General features: G+C 32.6%; 15 protein-coding genes. 5 read left to right on the forward strand and 10 right to left on the reverse strand.

All coding sequences use genetic code 11. The features are described 5' to 3' along the window. Window positions 1-9: 9 nt before the first annotated feature. Window positions 10-1,194, reverse strand: a complete 1,185-nt coding sequence (locus FBF06_RS07135; protein ID WP_002878587.1) for an MFS transporter — start codon at window positions 1,192-1,194, stop codon at window positions 10-12. Between the two features lie 53 nt (window positions 1,195-1,247). Between FBF06_RS07135 and FBF06_RS07140 the strand changes: the two genes are divergently transcribed. Together FBF06_RS07140 and FBF06_RS07145 are read left to right on the forward strand one after the other, a co-directional pair. Beyond that, entirely contained in the window at window positions 1,248-1,703 is a 456-nt protein-coding gene (locus tag FBF06_RS07140; RefSeq protein ID WP_002853170.1) for a low molecular weight protein-tyrosine-phosphatase, read from the forward strand. Between the two features lie 251 nt (window positions 1,704-1,954). After that, window positions 1,955-3,229, forward strand: coding sequence for a major outer membrane protein (locus tag FBF06_RS07145; protein WP_057036974.1), 1,275 nt, complete (start codon window positions 1,955-1,957; stop codon window positions 3,227-3,229). Window positions 3,230-3,344: 115 nt separating this feature from the next. On the opposite strand, the gene dnaJ is transcribed toward FBF06_RS07145, so the two are convergent. Beyond that, window positions 3,345-4,466, reverse strand: coding sequence for a molecular chaperone DnaJ (gene dnaJ / locus FBF06_RS07150; RefSeq protein WP_002879671.1), 1,122 nt, complete (start codon window positions 4,464-4,466; stop codon window positions 3,345-3,347). 156 nt (window positions 4,467-4,622) lie between these two features. Between dnaJ and FBF06_RS07155 the strand changes: the two genes are divergently transcribed. From FBF06_RS07155 to recR, 3 genes are read left to right on the forward strand one after another with little or no spacing between them, the layout of a single operon-like run. After that, on the forward strand, window positions 4,623-5,294 hold the full coding sequence (locus tag FBF06_RS07155) for a response regulator transcription factor (RefSeq protein ID WP_002853168.1): 672 nt from the start codon (window positions 4,623-4,625) through the stop codon (window positions 5,292-5,294). Next, window positions 5,291-6,526 carry an ArsS family sensor histidine kinase gene (locus FBF06_RS07160; RefSeq protein ID WP_002853970.1) on the forward strand — a complete coding sequence of 412 codons (1,236 nt, stop codon included), beginning with the start codon at window positions 5,291-5,293 and terminating at the stop codon, window positions 6,524-6,526. The genes FBF06_RS07155 and FBF06_RS07160 overlap by 4 nt, the downstream gene beginning before the upstream one ends. Further along, entirely contained in the window at window positions 6,526-7,098 is a 573-nt protein-coding gene (gene recR, locus FBF06_RS07165) for a recombination mediator RecR (protein WP_002853446.1), read from the forward strand. Before FBF06_RS07160 ends, recR begins: the two co-directional genes overlap by 1 nt. Here the strand turns inward: recR and FBF06_RS07170 are convergent. From FBF06_RS07170 to tyrS, 8 genes are all read right to left on the reverse strand, one after another. Beyond that, the gene (locus FBF06_RS07170) at window positions 7,095-7,631 is read right to left on the reverse strand and encodes a HyaD/HybD family hydrogenase maturation endopeptidase (protein WP_002859319.1); all 537 of its coding nucleotides are present in this window, start codon (window positions 7,629-7,631) and stop codon (window positions 7,095-7,097) included. The two genes, recR and FBF06_RS07170, sit on opposite strands and share 4 nt — an antisense overlap. Continuing rightward, entirely contained in the window at window positions 7,628-8,320 is a 693-nt protein-coding gene (gene cybH, locus FBF06_RS07175) for a Ni/Fe-hydrogenase, b-type cytochrome subunit (protein WP_002853700.1), read from the reverse strand. Before cybH ends, FBF06_RS07170 begins: the two co-directional genes overlap by 4 nt. A gap of 10 nt (window positions 8,321-8,330) precedes the next feature. Further along, on the reverse strand, window positions 8,331-10,046 hold the full coding sequence (locus FBF06_RS07180; RefSeq protein WP_168977601.1) for a nickel-dependent hydrogenase large subunit: 1,716 nt from the start codon (window positions 10,044-10,046) through the stop codon (window positions 8,331-8,333). A gap of 2 nt (window positions 10,047-10,048) precedes the next feature. Beyond that, entirely contained in the window at window positions 10,049-11,188 is a 1,140-nt protein-coding gene (locus tag FBF06_RS07185) for a hydrogenase small subunit (protein WP_052805622.1), read from the reverse strand. 119 nt (window positions 11,189-11,307) lie between these two features. After that, window positions 11,308-13,149, reverse strand: coding sequence for a bifunctional tRNA (5-methylaminomethyl-2-thiouridine)(34)-methyltransferase MnmD/FAD-dependent 5-carboxymethylaminomethyl-2-thiouridine(34) oxidoreductase MnmC (mnmC, locus tag FBF06_RS07190; RefSeq protein ID WP_002853748.1), 1,842 nt, complete (start codon window positions 13,147-13,149; stop codon window positions 11,308-11,310). Further along, on the reverse strand, window positions 13,146-15,125 hold the full coding sequence (locus FBF06_RS07195; RefSeq protein ID WP_168977602.1) for an N-acetylmuramoyl-L-alanine amidase: 1,980 nt from the start codon (window positions 15,123-15,125) through the stop codon (window positions 13,146-13,148). Before FBF06_RS07195 ends, mnmC begins: the two co-directional genes overlap by 4 nt. Then, the gene (locus tag FBF06_RS07200) at window positions 15,125-16,216 is read right to left on the reverse strand and encodes a nitronate monooxygenase family protein (RefSeq protein ID WP_002857924.1); all 1,092 of its coding nucleotides are present in this window, start codon (window positions 16,214-16,216) and stop codon (window positions 15,125-15,127) included. The genes FBF06_RS07195 and FBF06_RS07200 overlap by 1 nt, the downstream gene beginning before the upstream one ends. Further along, complete coding sequence (gene tyrS / locus FBF06_RS07205) at window positions 16,213-17,418, reverse strand: tyrosine--tRNA ligase (RefSeq protein ID WP_052795931.1); 1,206 nt, start codon at window positions 17,416-17,418, stop codon at window positions 16,213-16,215. Before tyrS ends, FBF06_RS07200 begins: the two co-directional genes overlap by 4 nt. Window position 17,419 lies beyond the last annotated feature (1 nt).

Genomic DNA, 17,419 nt, shown 5'->3' on the forward strand with positions numbered 1-17,419 from the left:
TTTCTAAATTTATAAACCTTGATTTGAAAAGATATATTTTTTCTCAAACGCTAAGAAAATAAAAGCATTAATGATAAAAATCAAACACACAAAAGTAAAAACAAATTCCACGCTAAAATGTGAAGCCATAATCCCTCCGCCAAAAGCTCCACAAAAATTTCCCAAAAATTGACAAGTTTGATTAAAACCAAAAATCACACTTAAATTTTTAGCACTCACACTTTTTTTAAGCAAGGCATTCACACAAGGCAAAAGCCCTCCAAGTCCTACACCTATAAGTAAACGCACGAAAATAAGCGTATAAACATTACTTACTACAGCCTGCAAATAAAAGCAAATTCCACAAAATATCAAAGCTCCAAAAATAATCTTACTAGGCCCTATCTTATCGGCGATTTTTCCAAGTTTTGGTGCGAAAAAAAGATTGCTAATCCCACTTGCAGCCACTACTATACCCGCCCAAAGAGCCAAATTTCCACCTTGATGAATTTGCTCAACATAGATACTTAAAATCGGCATCACTCCAAAAGTACCAAATTGTATCACAAAAGTAGTGATAAAAAGAACGATAATAAGGGTTTTGTTTTCTTTCACTTTTTGAGTATTTTTCTTCGCCTCTTTTTGAATTTTTCTCTCATGGATGAAAAAATAAATCGTCACAAAAGAACAAGCGATCAAAAAAGCCACCATATCAAAAACCGTACTAATACTAAAAAATTCAGCCACAAAGCCACCAAACAAAGGCCCAAGCAAACTTCCACTTATAGAAGCCGTAGAAAGAGTTCCTAAAGCATAAGCCACTTTTTCTTTAGGTGCTATCACAGCGATAAACACAACAGCAGCAGAAGTAAAACCTGAAATTATCCCTGTTAAACCCCGCACAAAAACTACTTCTAAAGCACTATGAGCAAAGCTAAGCCATAAGGTTAAAACCGACATCCCAAAACTTGCACGAAGAAGCATATTTTTATAACCATACTTTGCACCCAAAAAAGCCCACAAAGGTGAAAAAACAGCCATAAAAAGTGGAGTGATCCCAAAAGCAAGCCCTGAGTAAAACGCTATTTCACTCGTATCAACATGTCCTAGTTCTTTGATATAAAAAGGCAAAATCGGAGCGATTTGACTAAGCCCCATACTTGTGGTAAAAACACCAAACCAACACACAAGCAAAGTTCTATTGAAATTTTCCATGGATTTATTGTATGATATTTTTTATAATTTTTAATTAAAACTCAAGGATAAAAATGAAAAAAATACTCTTTATATGCTTAGGCAATATATGCCGTTCGCCTATGGCAGAATTTATCATGAAAGATCTTGTCAAAAAAGCAAATTTAGAAAAAGAATTTTTTATAAGCAGTGCTGGAACTTCAGGAGAACACGATGGAGAAGGTATGCACTATGGCACCAAAAACAAACTTGCTCAACTTAACATAGAACACAAAAACTTCACAAGCAAAAAACTCACTCAAAAGCTTTGCGATGAAAGCGATTTTTTAATCACCATGGACAATTCTAACTTCAAAAATGTTTTAAAAAACTTCACCAACACCCAAAACAAAGTTTTAAAAATCACTGATTTTAGTCCTAGTCTAAACTACGATGAAGTCCCTGATCCTTGGTATAGCGGGAATTTTGATGAAACTTATAAAATTTTATCCCTAGCTTGTAAAAATTTACTTGTTTTTTTATCAAAATAATTTAAAACAACTATATATTACTTCTCGTTTACTTTTTAGGCTTATACTTCTAAACGAACCGAAAAACATTCATAAGAAAAACTCCTTAAAATTACACGCCTAGCTTAAATCCCTTTAGCTAGGCTTTTCTTTAGATGTTTTTATCCTTCGGATTTAAAATTTTTACTATTTTAAGTGCTTCTTAAGAAAAAACTCCAAATTTATGTGCTACAATTACAATGTTTTATTAATTTTTGACAAGGAGAATTCTCATGAAACTAGTTAAACTTAGTTTAGTTGCAGCTCTTGCTGCAGGTGCTTTTTCAGCAGCTAACGCTACTCCACTTGAAGAAGCGATCAAAGATGTTGATGTATCAGGTGTATTAAGATACAGATACGATACAGGTAATTTTGATAAAAATTTCGTTAACAACTCAAATTTAAACAACAACAAACAAGATCACAAATATAGAGCACAAGTTAACTTCAGTGCTGCTATAGCTGATAACTTCAAAGCTTTCATTCAGTTTGACTACAACGCTGTTGATGGTGGCACTGGTGTTAATAACGTAAAAAATGCCGAAAAAGGACTTTTTGTTCGTCAATTATACTTAACTTATACAAATGAAGATGTTGCTACAAGTGTAATCGCTGGTAAACAACAATTAAACCTTATCTGGACGGATAACGCTATTGATGGTTTAGTTGGCACAGGTGTTAAAGTAGTAAATAACAGCATCGATGGTTTAACTCTAGCTGCTTTTGCTGCAGATAGCTTCATGGCTGCAGAGCAAGGTGCAGATTTATTAGGACATAGTAATATTTCAACAACATCAAATCAAGCTCCTTTTAAAGTAGATTCAGTAGGAAATCTTTACGGTGCTGCTGCTGTAGGTTCTTATGATATCGCTGGCGGACAATTCAACCCACAATTATGGTTAGCTTATTGGGATCAAGTAGCATTCTTCTATGCTGTAGATGCAGCTTATAGTACAACTATCTTTGATGGAATCAACTGGACACTTGAAGGTGCTTACTTAGGAAATAGCCTTGATAGCGAACTTGATGATAAAACACACGCTAATGGCAATTTATTTGCTTTAAAAGGTAGCATTGAAGTAAATGGTTGGGATGCTAGCCTTGGTGGTTTATACTACGGTGATAAAGAAAAAGCTTCTACAGTTGTAATCGAAGATCAAGGTAATCTTGGTTCTTTACTTGCAGGTGAGGAAATTTTCTATACTACTGGTTCAAGACTAAATGGTGATACTGGTAGAAATATCTTCGGTTATGTAACTGGTGGATATACTTTCAACGAAACAGTTCGCGTTGGTGCTGACTTCGTATATGGTGGAACAAAAACAGAAGCTGCTAGTCATTTAGGTGGTGGTAAAAAACTTGAAGCTGTTGCAAGAGTAGATTACAAATACTCTCCAAAACTTAACTTCTCAGCATTCTATTCTTATGTGAACCTAGATCAAGGCGTAAACACTAATGAAAGTGCTGATCATAGCACTGTAAGACTTCAAGCTCTTTACAAATTCTAAGAAGCTTTCAAGTCTAACTTCAAGGGCGGGGTTTTGCTCCGCCTTTTTTTATGCCTGATTTTTAAAACTTAAATTTATATAAAAAATTTTCCCAAGCTAAAACGCTTTAGGAAAATTAAGACTTAAACCAATTAGTGATTTTTTCAAAAAGCCCTTTTTGCTCTTGATGCATACCATCTTTGATGCCAAAACTTTCACTTAGTTTTTCTAAAAGTTCTTTTTGTTCATCGTTTAAAGAAGTTGGAAATTTGATAGAAATTTGAACGATTTGATTTCCTATGCGAGAACTATGAACATCTTTTACCCCTTCTTTTTCAAGTACAAATCTTTGTCCATCTTTAGCACCCTTTGGTAAATTTAAAGTCGCTTCACCGCGTATGGTAGGTACTTTTATACTTTGTCCTAAGATAGCCTGGGTAAAAAACACTGGAAATTCTATATATATATCATCATCATCTCTTATAAAAGTATCGTCTTCAGCAGCGATGATCTTAACATACATATCCCCTCTAGTGCCATTTTTTAAGATATTGCCTTTAGCATTGACACGAAGTTTCATACCTGTATCTACACCTTCTGGGATATTAAGCTCGACACTATCTTTGCTTTCATTATAACCCAAACCTTTACAATCGCTACATTTTTCACTAGCCTTTTCTCCAATTCCTTGACAATCAGGGCAAGTTTGTGCAAAAGTGATAAAACCTTGAGAAACCCCAACCTGTCCTCTACCTTGACACTTTGGACAAGTTTGAAGCTTTCCATCTTTAGCCCCTGTTCCATTACAAGTTTTACAAGAGCATTTATAAGTAAAGTCTATATTTTTCTTACAACCAAAAACCGCTTCTTTAAAACTTAATTTTAAATTAACGATAAAATCTGAAGGGATTTTCTCATCATTTGAACTTTTTCTACGACGCGATGAGCCAAAGCCTTCTCCAAAAAAACTAGAAAATATATCTCCTAAATCCTCAAAACCACCAAAACCTGAGCTACCAGAACCAAATCCACCGCCTTTTAAAGCATCTTTTCCGTATCTATCATAAATAGCTCGCTTTTCATCATTGCTTAAAACTTCATAGGCTTCATTAACAAGCTTGAATTTATCTTCTGCTTCTTTATCACCTTGGTTTCTATCAGGATGATATTTTAAAGCCATTTTTCTATAGGCTTTTTTTATGGTTTCTTTATCAGCATTTTGCGTGATTTCAAGAATTTCATAATAACTTATTTCCACATTATTCCTTTAAAAAATTTAAAATTTTACTAGAATTTTAATTTTAAAAATTCAAAAATATAATTTTAGCAAAAATAAAATCAATAATTTATCAAATTTTAAATAAAATTATGTAAAGATTTTAAAGACTACATAAAAATTTACAAGGACACTAGAATGATTAATGTGTTGATGATAGAAGATGATCCTGACTTTGCACAATTATTATCTGAATATTTAGCGCAATTTAATATTAAAATCACAAATTTTGAAAATCCTAAAAGTGCTTTAAATGTGGGTATTCAAGGCTATGATTGTCTGATTTTAGATTTAACTTTACCTGGAATTGATGGTCTTGAAGTTTGTAGAGAAATCCGACAAAAAAGCAATATTCCTATTATCATCTCATCAGCTAGAGGTGACTTAAGCGATAAAGTTGTGGGGCTTCAAATCGGTGCTGATGATTATCTACCAAAGCCTTACGATCCAAAAGAAATGTATGCAAGGATTATGAGTCTTATTCGTCGCACAAAAAGAGTTGAACACACTAATAATGAAAATATTAACTCTGCTTTCAAAATTGATGAAAGAAGACATGAGATCACCTATGAAGATAAAGTTTTAACACTTACTCCTGCTGAATTTGAAATTTTAGAATACCTTATCCAACAACACGGATATAGTGTTTCAAGAGAACAGCTTGTAAGTCGCTGTAAAAATCTAAAAGATAAAGATTCTAAAAGCCTTGATGTTATCATCGGTCGCTTAAGGGTAAAAATAGGAGATAGTTCAAAATCTCCAAAACATATTTTTTCTGTTAGAGGTATAGGATATAAACTGATAGGATGACAAAAAATTATTCTATTCATACCAAACTGATTATTTTATTTGTTGTTACTTTTTTCTTGGTTTGTGTGCTTTTTATCGTTCTTTTAAAAATAGAAGGGAATACCTATAATGAAGAAGAAAGTTTAAAACAAGAAAATCTTATAAAAAATTTACTCATCTCCTATGAAAACACTTCAGGTGTTGAAATAGGAGCTTATCTTGGAAACAGCGGTTTTAACGCTGTACAAAATCCCAATCTTGTAAAAGCTATAAGAAATAATGGACAATCACTTTTTAAAGCAGGCGGAGAGCTTTGTACTCTTTCTTCTTTAAAATATCATAGCAATCTTTATTTTGATGTTCAATGTAAAGATTTTGATGGCTTGTATGAAGAAAATACTAGTGATAGGGTTTATAATCTTTTATTGATAGGATTTTTCTCTTTTTCTTTGTTGGTTGTTTTTATGTATTTTTCTGTATTAAAATCCTTAGAACCTTTAAAAAAATTAAGAAGACAAGTTGCCGAAGTTGCAAATTGGGAACAACCTGATTTTCTAGACTATCAAGAAGATGAAGTAGGCAAGATCGCCTTTGAATTTCAAAAAGCTTTCAAGAAAAACCAAGAATTAATCCAATCAAGACAACTTTTCCTAAGAACAATCATGCATGAGTTAAAAACCCCTATAGGAAAAGGGAGAATCATTTCTGAAATGATCAAAGAAGACAGACAAAAAGAAAGACTTATCGCTATATTTTTACGCATGGATTCTTTGATCAATGAATTTGCCAAAATCGAAAATTTATTTTCAAAAAACTACAACTTACACTTTAAACCTAGTCGTTTTAGCACTATACTTGAAGAAGCTAAAGAACACCTTATGATAGATGATTTTAATAAAGTTGTAAAAGTCGATATAAGATATGACGCTTTAATCAATGTTGATATGGAAATTTTCTCTGTAATTTTAAAAAATCTTATCGATAATGCCTTAAAATACTCAAACAATGGTACTTGTGAGCTTTTTTGTTGTAAAGAATGTTTTACCATTAAAAATCCAGGCAAACCTTTAGCAGAGCCTATAGAGCATTATCTTGAAGCTTTTACAAGAGAAAAACACAATCAAGTCAAAGGTATGGGACTAGGACTTTATATAGTTTCAGAGGTATGTAAACTGCATAATTTTGATTTGATTTATTTTTATGATGATGGAAAGCATTGCTTTAAAATTTTCTTTGGAGATAAAGAAAAATAATGGTAAAAGGCCTGGAAAAATTCAATGAACTTGTTGAAAGTTTTGCAAATTTACCTACCATAGGAAAAAAAACCGCCATAAGGCTTGCTTATCACCTTTGCATAAATAATCAAATCGATGGTATGAAACTCGCACACAATATAGAAAATGCTATCCGCTTTATAAAACCTTGTGAGCAATGCGGTGCTTTAAGCGAAAATGAGCTTTGCGAAATTTGTAGCGATGAAGAAAGAAATAAAAACATTTTATGTATAGTTGAAAGCCCAAAAGATATATTAACACTCGAAGAGAGTCAAAGTTACAATGGGCTATATTTTGTTTTAGATGAGTTAAATGAAGAAAAACTTGAAAAACTAAAGCAAATCATACTTAAGCTAAATATCTCTGAGCTCATTTTTGCATTGACACATAGCATTAATTCTGATGCAACTATCTTTTTTATAGAGGATAAATTTAAAGGCTTAAACCTAACTTTTAGTAAAATCGCTCAAGGAATTCCAAGTGGTGTAAATTTAGAAAATGTGGATTTAATCTCTTTAAATAAAGCTATGAATTTTAGAACAAAAATTTAGTAATTTTTATAAGAAATATCGGCTAATTCTTGCAAAGAAAAATCCGCAATCTTTTCATAAGCAAAACCTTCCTTGCTTAAAAAATCAAGTAAAGTTTTTTCCATGATTTTAGCTCCTTGTATAAGCTCATCTGAAAGCTTAAAACTCATCGCTTCAATACGCTTTGGCACACAAGCTAAGATGTGTGTTTTAGGCAAATCTCCTGCAAGTTCCATGTATTGTAAGGTTTGAAGCATTTCTATTTCATGGGCACTTCCACTCCAGCTAATTTTATTAGGCATAGCATCATAAGGAAAGAAAAATACATCTCCTATACTCGCACCTTGCGCTTCTATACAGTCTAAAACGATAAGTCTATCGTATCGAGCGATGATATAGCTAAGCTGCAAAGCCAAAGTTCCACCATCAACAAAATCTAAAGTAAATTCAGAATGAGTGAATTTGTAGTTTTTTTCAAGTTGTTTGCAAAGATGAACGCCTAAGCCTTCATCCGCAAACATGATATTACCTATTCCAAGGACTAAGAATTTCAATGCTTTTCTTCTTTTACAAATTTATATCCGCTAATAATAGCATCCATAGCACCATCTTTACCTTTTACTGCGTTAAAAATCGCCATGTAAATATGTACTGGCACAAAAATCATAATTACCCACATCAAAATTCTATGATAAGTTCTTACATCGGCCAAACCGCCCATTGCAGCTTCAAGCGGTCTTAAAATATGATATAAAAGCCCACCTAAGCCCTCATGGTAAGTATGAGTATAAAGAATAAGCCCTGTAAGAATGATACCTAATATCACAAGATAAAAGAAAAAATAAGTTACAAATTGCAAAGGATTATAAACCCCTTTTAAATGCGGATGTTTTCCTAAGAAAATGTAAAATTTTACTTGTTCTATCCATAATTTGATATTAAAAATATCCCATACACTTCTGCGTTCTTTTGCGCTTACCTTATCGCAGAAAAACAAATATACTTTAAAAATAATACAAGCGATTAAAACAAAACCCACCGCTTGATGTACTAAGCGGTATTTTGCTTGCATAAAATTTACGGGTTCACCGTTACTAATAGGGCTTTGGAACACATAGGAAAGATAATACCCTGTGCCAATAAGAATCACTATAGCAATAGCTCTTACCCAGTGCGTTAAACGCAAACCTATGCTAAATTCATATTCAGCTTTTCTTTGCAATTTTTCTTCTTTGTTTTGCATGAAAGCCTCCTTATAAATTGACATTCACTTTATATTCACTTAGATTATTGCCCTTAGTATCCATTACATGCACCGCACAAGCAATACAAGGATCATAAGAGTGAATTTTTCTAATGATTTCAAGTGGTTGTTTTACATCAGCGATTTTAAGTCCTATCAAACATTGCTCATAACTTCCACCTACGCCATTTGCGTCTTTTGGACTTGCATTCCAAGTAGAAGGCACCACAGCTTGCCAATTTTCAATAACACCATTTTTAATTCTACACCAATGGCTTAATGTTCCGCGTGGCACATGCCCCATATAGCGTCCTTTGTATTCTTTAGAATTATCGATCACATAAGGAGCACAAGTACTCTGGTCTACTTTTAAATTTTCAACTAAATTATTAAACGCTTTTAAAGCATTATTTGCAACGATTTTTGCTTCAATACAACGAGCAGCTGTTCTTCCAAGTGTACTAAATACAGCATTTAAAGGAAGTCCTGTTTCTTTTAAGAACTCATCTACTACAGGAACAACATTTTGATTACCTTTAGCATAATTTACAACGATATTTGCTAAAGGTCCTACTTGCATAGGGTTTCCTTCATAGCGTGGAGCTTTAATCCAACTATATTTACCCTTAGTATCAAACACTTTAGAATGAACATTATTTCCATGATGATCTACGCTTTCCCCATCTACAAGTCCTGTATAATTTGGATTTGTTTTGCCGTCATAAGGATGTAAAGGTTCATTGTCTGCATACCAAGAATGAGTTGCCTCTTCAGTAATCTTATCTTCTTCTACTTCATAAACCTTGCTTAAATCTCCATTTTTGATAATACCACTTTCAAAAAGCCATTCATCTCTTCCGATTTGGAATTCTTTAAAGGTATAAAGATTATTTACCCCTATATCATTTAAAACACTTGCTTCATGTGCATAAGCTTTTCCTGCCATCACAAGATCAGGATAATACGCACGATTAACAAAGTCTTGCACTTCTTGGAATTTAACCATATATTCACCCATTCTTGCAGGATCGAGTAAATCCATAACGCAAGTTACACCACCAACGGTTAAGCTTTGTGGATGTGGATTTTTAGCTCCAAAAATCGCCATACATTGAGCAATGATTCTTTGAATTCTTAAACATTCTAGATAGTGAGAAAGAACGATTAAATTTTGCTCAGGATTTAAACGATAAGTTGGATGACCATAGTACGCATTAGCAAAAGGTCCTAAATTTCCTTTATCTACAAAAGTTTTAAGTCTTTGTTGCACTTCAAGAAGTTTATCCGCACCTGTTGCATAAGGATTTGAAGTGTATTTAAAAGCTTCATCGCTTGCTTTTTTAACATCAGCACTTAAAGCACTTACCACATCAGCCCAATCAAGCCCATGAAGTTGATAAAAATGCACAATATGATCGTGTAAAAATAAAGCCGCATTCATTAAAGTTCTTGTTAAAAGCGCATTTAAAGGCGGAGTAATACCTAAAGCATTTTCAACAGCAACTATACCTGCTTTATAATGTGAAAAAGTACAAACTCCGCAAATTCTTTGCGTCATAAAACCCGCATCTCTTGGATCACGCCCTTTTACTATGGTTTCAATACCACGCCACAAAGTAGAGCCCGCATAAGCTTCTTTTACCACATTGTTATCATCAACAACAACTTCAACTCTTAAATGCCCTTCAATTCTTGTAATAGGATCTACGATTATTTTTTGACTCATTTTTATTCCTTATCTTTTTGCATGGAAGATATAACTGCGTGTGCTGCTATAGCAACGCCTGTGAGTGTAAGCACACCTATACCGATTTTATCTGAAACACTATCCGCACCCAAACCAAAAACAGTATCAAATTTACGACTAGCCATAGGCTCTTCAAAAGGTCCCATAGTATCCCAAAAATTAGGCTCAGAACAACCTATACAACCATGCCCTGCTTGAATAGGCCAAGAAGTGTGCTGGTTAAATCTCTCTCTTGAGCAGTTATTAAAAGTATAAGGCCCTTTACAACCTACTTTATAAAGACAAAAACCTTGTTTTGCTCCTTCATCCCCAAAAGCATGTACAAATTCACCTGCATCAAAATGTCCGCGTCTTTCACAAAGATCATGAATTCTTAAACCATAAGCCCATTTTGGTCTATTATACACATCAAGTGCTGGTAACTCACCAAATAATAAATAATGAAGCACATTACCCACTATATTTTTTTCACTTGGAGGACAGCCTGGAACATTGATCACAGTTTTACTTGTTACTTTGCTTAAAGGCTGCGCGTTGCTAGGATTTGGTCTTGCGGCTTGAATTCCTCCAAAGCTAGAACAGGTTCCTATAGCAAAAATCGCCAAAGCATTTTCACTTGCCATTTTTGAAAGTTCATAGCCTGTTTTTCCATGTGCACCTATGGTTAAAAAATGCTCCGTATCACCCATAGGGATACCACCTTCAACCATTAAAATGTATTTATTTTTATGCTTTTGAATGGCATTTTCTAAATTTTCTTCAGCTTGCCAACCTGCTGCAGCCATCACTGTTTCGTGATATTCTAAAGAAATATAATCAAAAATCAAACTATCAATCGTTGGAGTATCACTTCTTAACAAACTCTCACTACAGCCTGTACACTCAGCCATATGAAGCCACACAACAGGAAGCCTATCAGCAAGCTCAGCAGCTTTTGCCACCATAGGAGTAAAACTCGCTGGCAAAGCCAAAAATGCCGTCATAGCACCTGCCCATTTCATAAAATCCCTTCTAGAAAAACCTGACTTTTCTAATGCTTTTGTAATATTATCATTGTCTTTCAAAGAAGGAAGCTTTTCAAGAGTCGATAAACGCGACTCTATTTGATGATAATCAATCATTATATTTCCTTTGTAACATGAAATTTATTCTCTATAATAATAAAATAAAGGAAGTTAAAATAAAGTTAAAAACTTACTATCATAAGCAAATATTAGCATCACTCTTAATTAAAGCTTAATCATAAGCCTTTTTTAAGTTTGCGAATCAAAAATCTTGCAGGATGAATAGCGTGGATGTATTTTTTTTCTAAACACAAGGGTTCATTATTTATCAATGCACACAAATACCTTGCCGCTAAAACACTTGTACTAAAACCCCTTGACCCATGAGCAAAATTAAAATACAAATTACAAGACATTTTAGCTGGTTTTTGCTCCTTATTTTTTGTCCATAATAAAGCTTTATATTCTTCTTTATAAAACGCTTCATCATAAGCATTTCCAACTATCATAAAGCGATCACTCGAATAAGATCTAAAACCTACTTTAGAACCTATGATTTCTAATTTTGTATTTTTATCCATAAAATCGGCTATATTTTCTATATTTTGTTTATCATCTTCTTCTTTTGATTCTAAACTTGCATTAAGCCTATCATAACTTGCACCAATTACTTGCAAATCATCTTTTACAGGGCAAATATAAGCCTTAGAAGATAAAGGAAATGGGGTATCTAAAAAAGGTTTTAGATGTGTAACTTGACCTCTTACTTTGCTTAATTTCATCTCATCATAAAAAACAAAATCTTTTGTATCTGCACCCATAGCATAAATCAAAACCGCATAATCGCTTTTAACAACATCATTTTTAAATTTTAAACTAAAACACCCATTTTCAAATTTATAAGCTTGAAATTCATGATTAAAATATATACAAGCTTTGCTTTTTTCAAAAAGATTTTTAACCAATTTTTTTGGAAAAATCACTCCACCCTCTTCTAAAAAAGCTTGATTTTTTGAAATTTTAAACAAAACATTTTCTCTTTGCGTGTCAAATCTTTCTTGCATTAAATCATTATGTGCAAACTCCACCACACCCTTAAATTCTAAATCTAAAATTTGTCTATAAAAACGACTTGCCTCTATAAAAGAAAGCTCTGAAAACTCCCCTAAATTTACCTTAGGCTTTAAGATTAAAGAGCTTAAAATTCCACTTTCATTTCCACTTGCACCCTTGCCTAATTCTAAATATTTTTCAAAAACATCTATCTCAAAACCCCTTAAACTAAGTTCATAAGCTAAAACAGCGCTTGATATACCCGCACCAATAATAGCTACTTTTTTATTTTTTAAAGATGAAAATGTTCTTGAAAAATACGCTTCTTTGTCTTTAAACTCAAGCTCATTTTCCAAATAAGCTTTAATCATTTCTCTTTTTCTAAAACCTTTGGTTTTTTCTACTCTAAAACCATATTTTTTTAATTTTTTTTGCAAAAAACTTGCCGAAGAAAAGGTGCAAATTTGTGTATTTTTTTTAGAAAGCCTTGCCACTTCAAAGATTAAATTTTCATCAAACATTTGCGAGTTTTTATTTGGAGAAAATCCATCTAAATACCAAACATCAGCTTTAAAATTCAATTCTTTTAAAACAGCTATATCTTCAAAAACAAGATCTAAAAAACAATCTTCAAAATAAAAACGATAAATTCCTTCTTTAGCCTTAGGATAAAATTTTAAAAATTGTTCTAAAAGCTCTTTAAACTCTTCATAAAATCCTAGTTTTTGATAAATTTCTCTTAATTGTTCTTTTTCGATATAAAAAGCTTCTATACTGATATAAAAAAGTTTTTTAGGACGCTTAGAAGGAGTAGTTTCTAAAAAGCGTTTCAAAGTAAGAAAAAAATTTAAACCTATACCAAAACCACTCTCTGCGATAATGAAATTTTCTTGATTTTTCCATTCAAAAGAATGAGTGTAAACAAATTTGCTTTCATTTAAGCCATCTTTGGAATTAAAATAAAAATCATCAAAATCCAAAGAAAAAGGAGTATTATCCTTAAAAATTAGCTTAGCTTTTTTCATCGGTTATTATAAAAATAACTCTCAACTCCATCGGCAATACCCTTAACCAATAAATCTTGAAAAGCTTTATTGGCGATTCTTTTGCCTTCATTTGGATGTGTAATATAGCCAATTTCAATCAAAATTGCAGGCATTTGCGCACCTACTAAAACCCAAAAAGGTGCTTCTCTTACACCGCCATCTACAATTTTATACTTTTTGCGTGTTTGAGTGAGTATATTTTTTTGTACATCAATGGCTAGTTTATTTGAAGCAACGATTTTTTCACGATTTAAGAAATTTAAAATACTTTGTTTTGAGAAATAATTAATCTCTTCAAAATCCCCTTGATTTTCTTTTTCTGCTGCCTTTTTACTTCTTTCACTTCTTGCAGGACTTAAAAAGAAAGTTTCCACGCCTTCGCTACTTTTGGCTTTTGTGGCATTTGGTGCTGCGTTAGCATGTATAGAAATAAACAAATCCGCTCTTTTATCATTGGCATATTTGGTTCTATCACGAAGATTAATAAATTTATCCGAACTTCTAGTATAAAGCACTTTATAACCGCGTTTTTTAAGTTCATTTCCAAGTTTTAAAGCCGTACTTAAAACTATATCTTTTTCTTTTAAACTTCCTTTTTTATCACTTAAAGCACCGCTATCTTTTCCACCATGCCCCGCATCGATAACTATAAGTTTTCCTGATTTGTATCTCGTACTTAAGGTTTTATTAAAACTTTGAGTTGCTTTTTTATCTACATTTTGACTTGAAGTTTGCGCATGAAAACCTAAAGTGAGATTTTTATTATCCAACTTTTTTAAAAGTTTAAATTCTTTAGGAGCACTCAAAACCACACGAACAATTTTTGGATTATATTGCGTAACGACAATTGTATTTTGTCCAAAGGTAAAGCTTTTTCTATTACCTTCTAACACACCTTTAAAACTTACAACATATCGGAATTTTTGATCTTTGGTATCAAATACTGCTATTTCTTTTTCATCTAAATCATCGCTTAAATTTAACACCACAGCATTAGAAATTTTATCCACATCTAAAACATATAAAGGTTCTTGATTTTCTTTTTCATTATTGGTTTTTTTATCTTGTTTTTTTGTTTCTAAAACTTTGGTTTTAATTTCTGCTTTTTGATCTTGCTTTTTCTCTGAAATTTTACTAACTTGCTCAGTCTTTTTTTGGCTAGTAGTTTCTTTTGAAAAAATTATTTTTTCTTCTTTAAAAGATATATCAATAGGAATTTTTTCTTTAGCATAAACCACTATGCGTATGGTTTTGGGATTAAATTGTGAAATCACTAAACGATAGTCATCAAATTTAAACTCTTTTTTACCCCCTTCTAAAACCCCATCAAAATCACTAATAAAACGATAGTTTCCTTTTTCGTCTAAAGCAAAACTTTTTAATTGATCCTTATCCAAATCTGCATTTAGTTCAAACTCTACACCTTGGTTTGTTTTACTTGACTTTAAAACATAAATTTTATCATCGCTTTTTGCTTTAGAAACGATACTGCTCTTTGGTGCTTGCGAAGTTTTAGAATTTGTTTTTTCTGTATTTTTTATTTGTTCGTTAGATGATTTTTTTTCATTTTTTTGAACTGTTTTTATAGGTTCAAAAGTTGTTTTTTCAGTGTCTTGAGAAATATTTTGAACCTTAATATCTTTAATAACAGCCTTTCTTAAAGCATTAATACTTGCTTCACTTATACCACTTTCTTTTAACTCATTAGCATATGACTTGTCATCTAAATTTAAAGCATTTGAACTGATGATCAATCTTTTTAAAATTTCAATTTTAGTTTTTTCATCTTCATGAATAACACTTTGTATATAAAGGCTTTTGAGCTGATGGTGAAATTTTACTTGCACTTCACTTTTAGAACCGATAAAATTTTTATCAAAATTTGCAAGTTCATTTTCATAAGCTCCAAAAAGAGTTGTGAAAGCAAATACTAAAAATACAAAAATTTTAGCCATTATTCACCATTAACCAATTTTTCCATAAGTTCTTTAACACTGATAAGCTTATCTAAACGATATCCATTTGCACCTGTAAAGAAAAGTCCTGTTTCTTTTTTGCCTGACCACGCATCAAAAAGCCTATCTGCTATACAATACCCTACTTTAGTCGCCTCTTTTCCACGTCCACAAGGCGCTACACAATTGCTTATACAATTAATCTTTGGACCCATTCTTTTATCTACCAAATTTAAAAGATTGGTTCTAACTCCACGAGCAGGATAGCCCACAGGAGATTTAATAAGCTCTATATCTTCTTCTTTAGAAGCTAGCAAAACGCTTTTAAACTCTTCACTCGCATCACATTCAAAAGTTCCTATGAAACGCGTTCCCATTTGAACACCACTAGCCCCTAAAGAAATAGCATTTTCTATATCTTTTTTATCCCAAATTCCACCTGCAGCAATCACGGGAAAAGACCCCCAATTTTTAGCCTCTTCTACCACAGGAGCGATTAATTTTTCTAGCTGATAATTTGGATCTAAGCACTGCTCATAAGTAAAACCTTGATGACCTCCACTTTTTGGCCCTTCTAAAACCACTGCATCAGGCAAGCGATTGTAACGGCTTTGCCATCTTTTGCAAATAATTTTTAAAGCCTTTGCAGATGAAATGATAGGCACTAAAGCCACATCAGGAAAATCTGCAGTAAATTCAGGTAAATTTGTAGGAAGTCCAGCACCTGAAACAATCACATTAAAACCAACCTCACAAGCATCGCGTGCTATTCTTGCATAATCATTACTTGCACATAAGATATTACACCCCAAAGGTGCATCGCCACAAACTTTTCTTGCATTATTAATCAAAGCTTGCAAACCCTTGCGTGAGTAAAAATTTTCACTTCCATAAGGCTTAGCGTTTAATTCTTTACTTGCATACTTTCTTTCTTCATAATATCCTGTTCCCACAGAAGAAATAATCCCAAGTCCACCATTTAAAGAAACTGCAGAAGCTAATCTATCCCAGCTTATGCCTAGTCCCATTCCCCCTTGAAAAATGGGATATTTTATAGTATGTTTTCCTATTTGTAAGGGTTGTAAATTCATTCTTTTACCTTTAATTTTGCAAATTTTCTTTTACCTATTTGTAAGATGTATTCTCCTTGTTCTAAATACATTTGCTCGTCGCTAACTTTTTGAGAATTTACACTTACTGCATTAGCACTGATGCTTCTTCTTGCCGCAGAAGTAGAACTTTCCAAACCACATTCAACCAAAGCCTTAGCAAACCAAATTTTTCCTTGTATTTCAAACTCAGCCATATCACTTGGCAAAGCATTTTGAGAATGAATTCTATCAAATTCAGACTTAGCATTATTAGCCTCTTCTTTGGAGTGAAAACGCTCTGTAATCTCTAAAGCTAAATTTTCTTTAGCTTTTTTAGGATGTAAATTGCCTTGTTCTATATCTTTTTTTATTTGCGCAATTTCTTCTAGACTTTTTTGACTTAAAAGTTCATAATATCTAAACATCAATTCATCACTAATACTTAAAATTTTAGCATACATATCATTAGCTTTTTCTGTAACACCAATGTAATTATTTAAACTCTTACTCATTTTGTTTACACCGTCTAAACCTTCGAGTAAAGGCATCATAATCACAGCTTGTTCTTTTCCTATGTTATAAACTCTTTGAAGCTGTCTTCCCATCAAAAGATTAAATTTTTGATCCGTTCCACCCATTTCAATATCGCTTTTTAAAGCCACACTATCATATCCTTGAAGTAAGGGATATAAAAACTCACAAATCGAAATAGGACTTTGCTCTTTAAATCTCTTGGTAAAATCGTCACGCTCAAGCATTCTAGCTACACTAAAAGTTGAAGTAAGCTCTACTATACCCGCGGCTCCAAGTTCATTAAGCCAAGTAGAATTAAACTTAATCTGTGTTTTTTCTTTATCCAAAACCTTAAAAACCTGCGTTTCATAAGTTTTAGCATTGATTAAAACTTGCTCTTTATCCAGCTTTTTACGCGTTGCACTTTTTCCACTTGGATCGCCAATTTGTCCTGTAAAATCTCCAATCAAAAACTGCACAATAGCTCCATGTTTTTGCAAAAAAGCCATTTTTGTTAAAACCACGCTATGACCTAAATGTAAATCAGGCGCTGTAGGATCAAACCCCGCCTTTATAAAGAAATTTTCACCCTTTTCATAATAATTTTTAATTAATTTTTCTATTCTTTCTTCATCAATAAGCTCTGCACAACCACGCTTAACTTCTGCTAATATTTTTTTTATATCCATA

The organism is Campylobacter sp. CFSAN093227 (assembly GCF_012897855.1).
Classification (GTDB): Bacteria; Campylobacterota; Campylobacteria; order Campylobacterales; family Campylobacteraceae; genus Campylobacter_D; species Campylobacter_D jejuni.

What these genes read in the sequence shown, in the direction of transcription:
- FBF06_RS07155 (WP_002853168.1), top strand. Translation starts at nt 4,623, where the DNA reads ATGATTAATGTGTTGATGATAGAAGATGATCCTGACTTTGCACAATTA.
- FBF06_RS07160 (WP_002853970.1), top strand. Translation starts at nt 5,291, where the DNA reads ATGACAAAAAATTATTCTATTCATACCAAACTGATTATTTTATTTGTT.
- tyrS (WP_052795931.1), bottom strand. Translation starts at nt 17,418, where the DNA reads ATGGATATAAAAAAAATATTAGCAGAAGTTAAGCGTGGTTGTGCAGAG.
- FBF06_RS07145 (WP_057036974.1), top strand. Translation starts at nt 1,955, where the DNA reads ATGAAACTAGTTAAACTTAGTTTAGTTGCAGCTCTTGCTGCAGGTGCT.
- recR (WP_002853446.1), top strand. Translation starts at nt 6,526, where the DNA reads ATGGTAAAAGGCCTGGAAAAATTCAATGAACTTGTTGAAAGTTTTGCA.
- mnmC (WP_002853748.1), bottom strand. Translation starts at nt 13,149, where the DNA reads ATGAAAAAAGCTAAGCTAATTTTTAAGGATAATACTCCTTTTTCTTTG.
- FBF06_RS07180 (WP_168977601.1), bottom strand. Translation starts at nt 10,046, where the DNA reads ATGAGTCAAAAAATAATCGTAGATCCTATTACAAGAATTGAAGGGCAT.
- FBF06_RS07195 (WP_168977602.1), bottom strand. Translation starts at nt 15,125, where the DNA reads ATGGCTAAAATTTTTGTATTTTTAGTATTTGCTTTCACAACTCTTTTT.
- FBF06_RS07135 (WP_002878587.1), bottom strand. Translation starts at nt 1,194, where the DNA reads ATGGAAAATTTCAATAGAACTTTGCTTGTGTGTTGGTTTGGTGTTTTT.
- cybH (WP_002853700.1), bottom strand. Translation starts at nt 8,320, where the DNA reads ATGCAAAACAAAGAAGAAAAATTGCAAAGAAAAGCTGAATATGAATTT.
- FBF06_RS07185 (WP_052805622.1), bottom strand. Translation starts at nt 11,188, where the DNA reads ATGATTGATTATCATCAAATAGAGTCGCGTTTATCGACTCTTGAAAAG.
- FBF06_RS07200 (WP_002857924.1), bottom strand. Translation starts at nt 16,216, where the DNA reads ATGAATTTACAACCCTTACAAATAGGAAAACATACTATAAAATATCCC.
- FBF06_RS07140 (WP_002853170.1), top strand. Translation starts at nt 1,248, where the DNA reads ATGAAAAAAATACTCTTTATATGCTTAGGCAATATATGCCGTTCGCCT.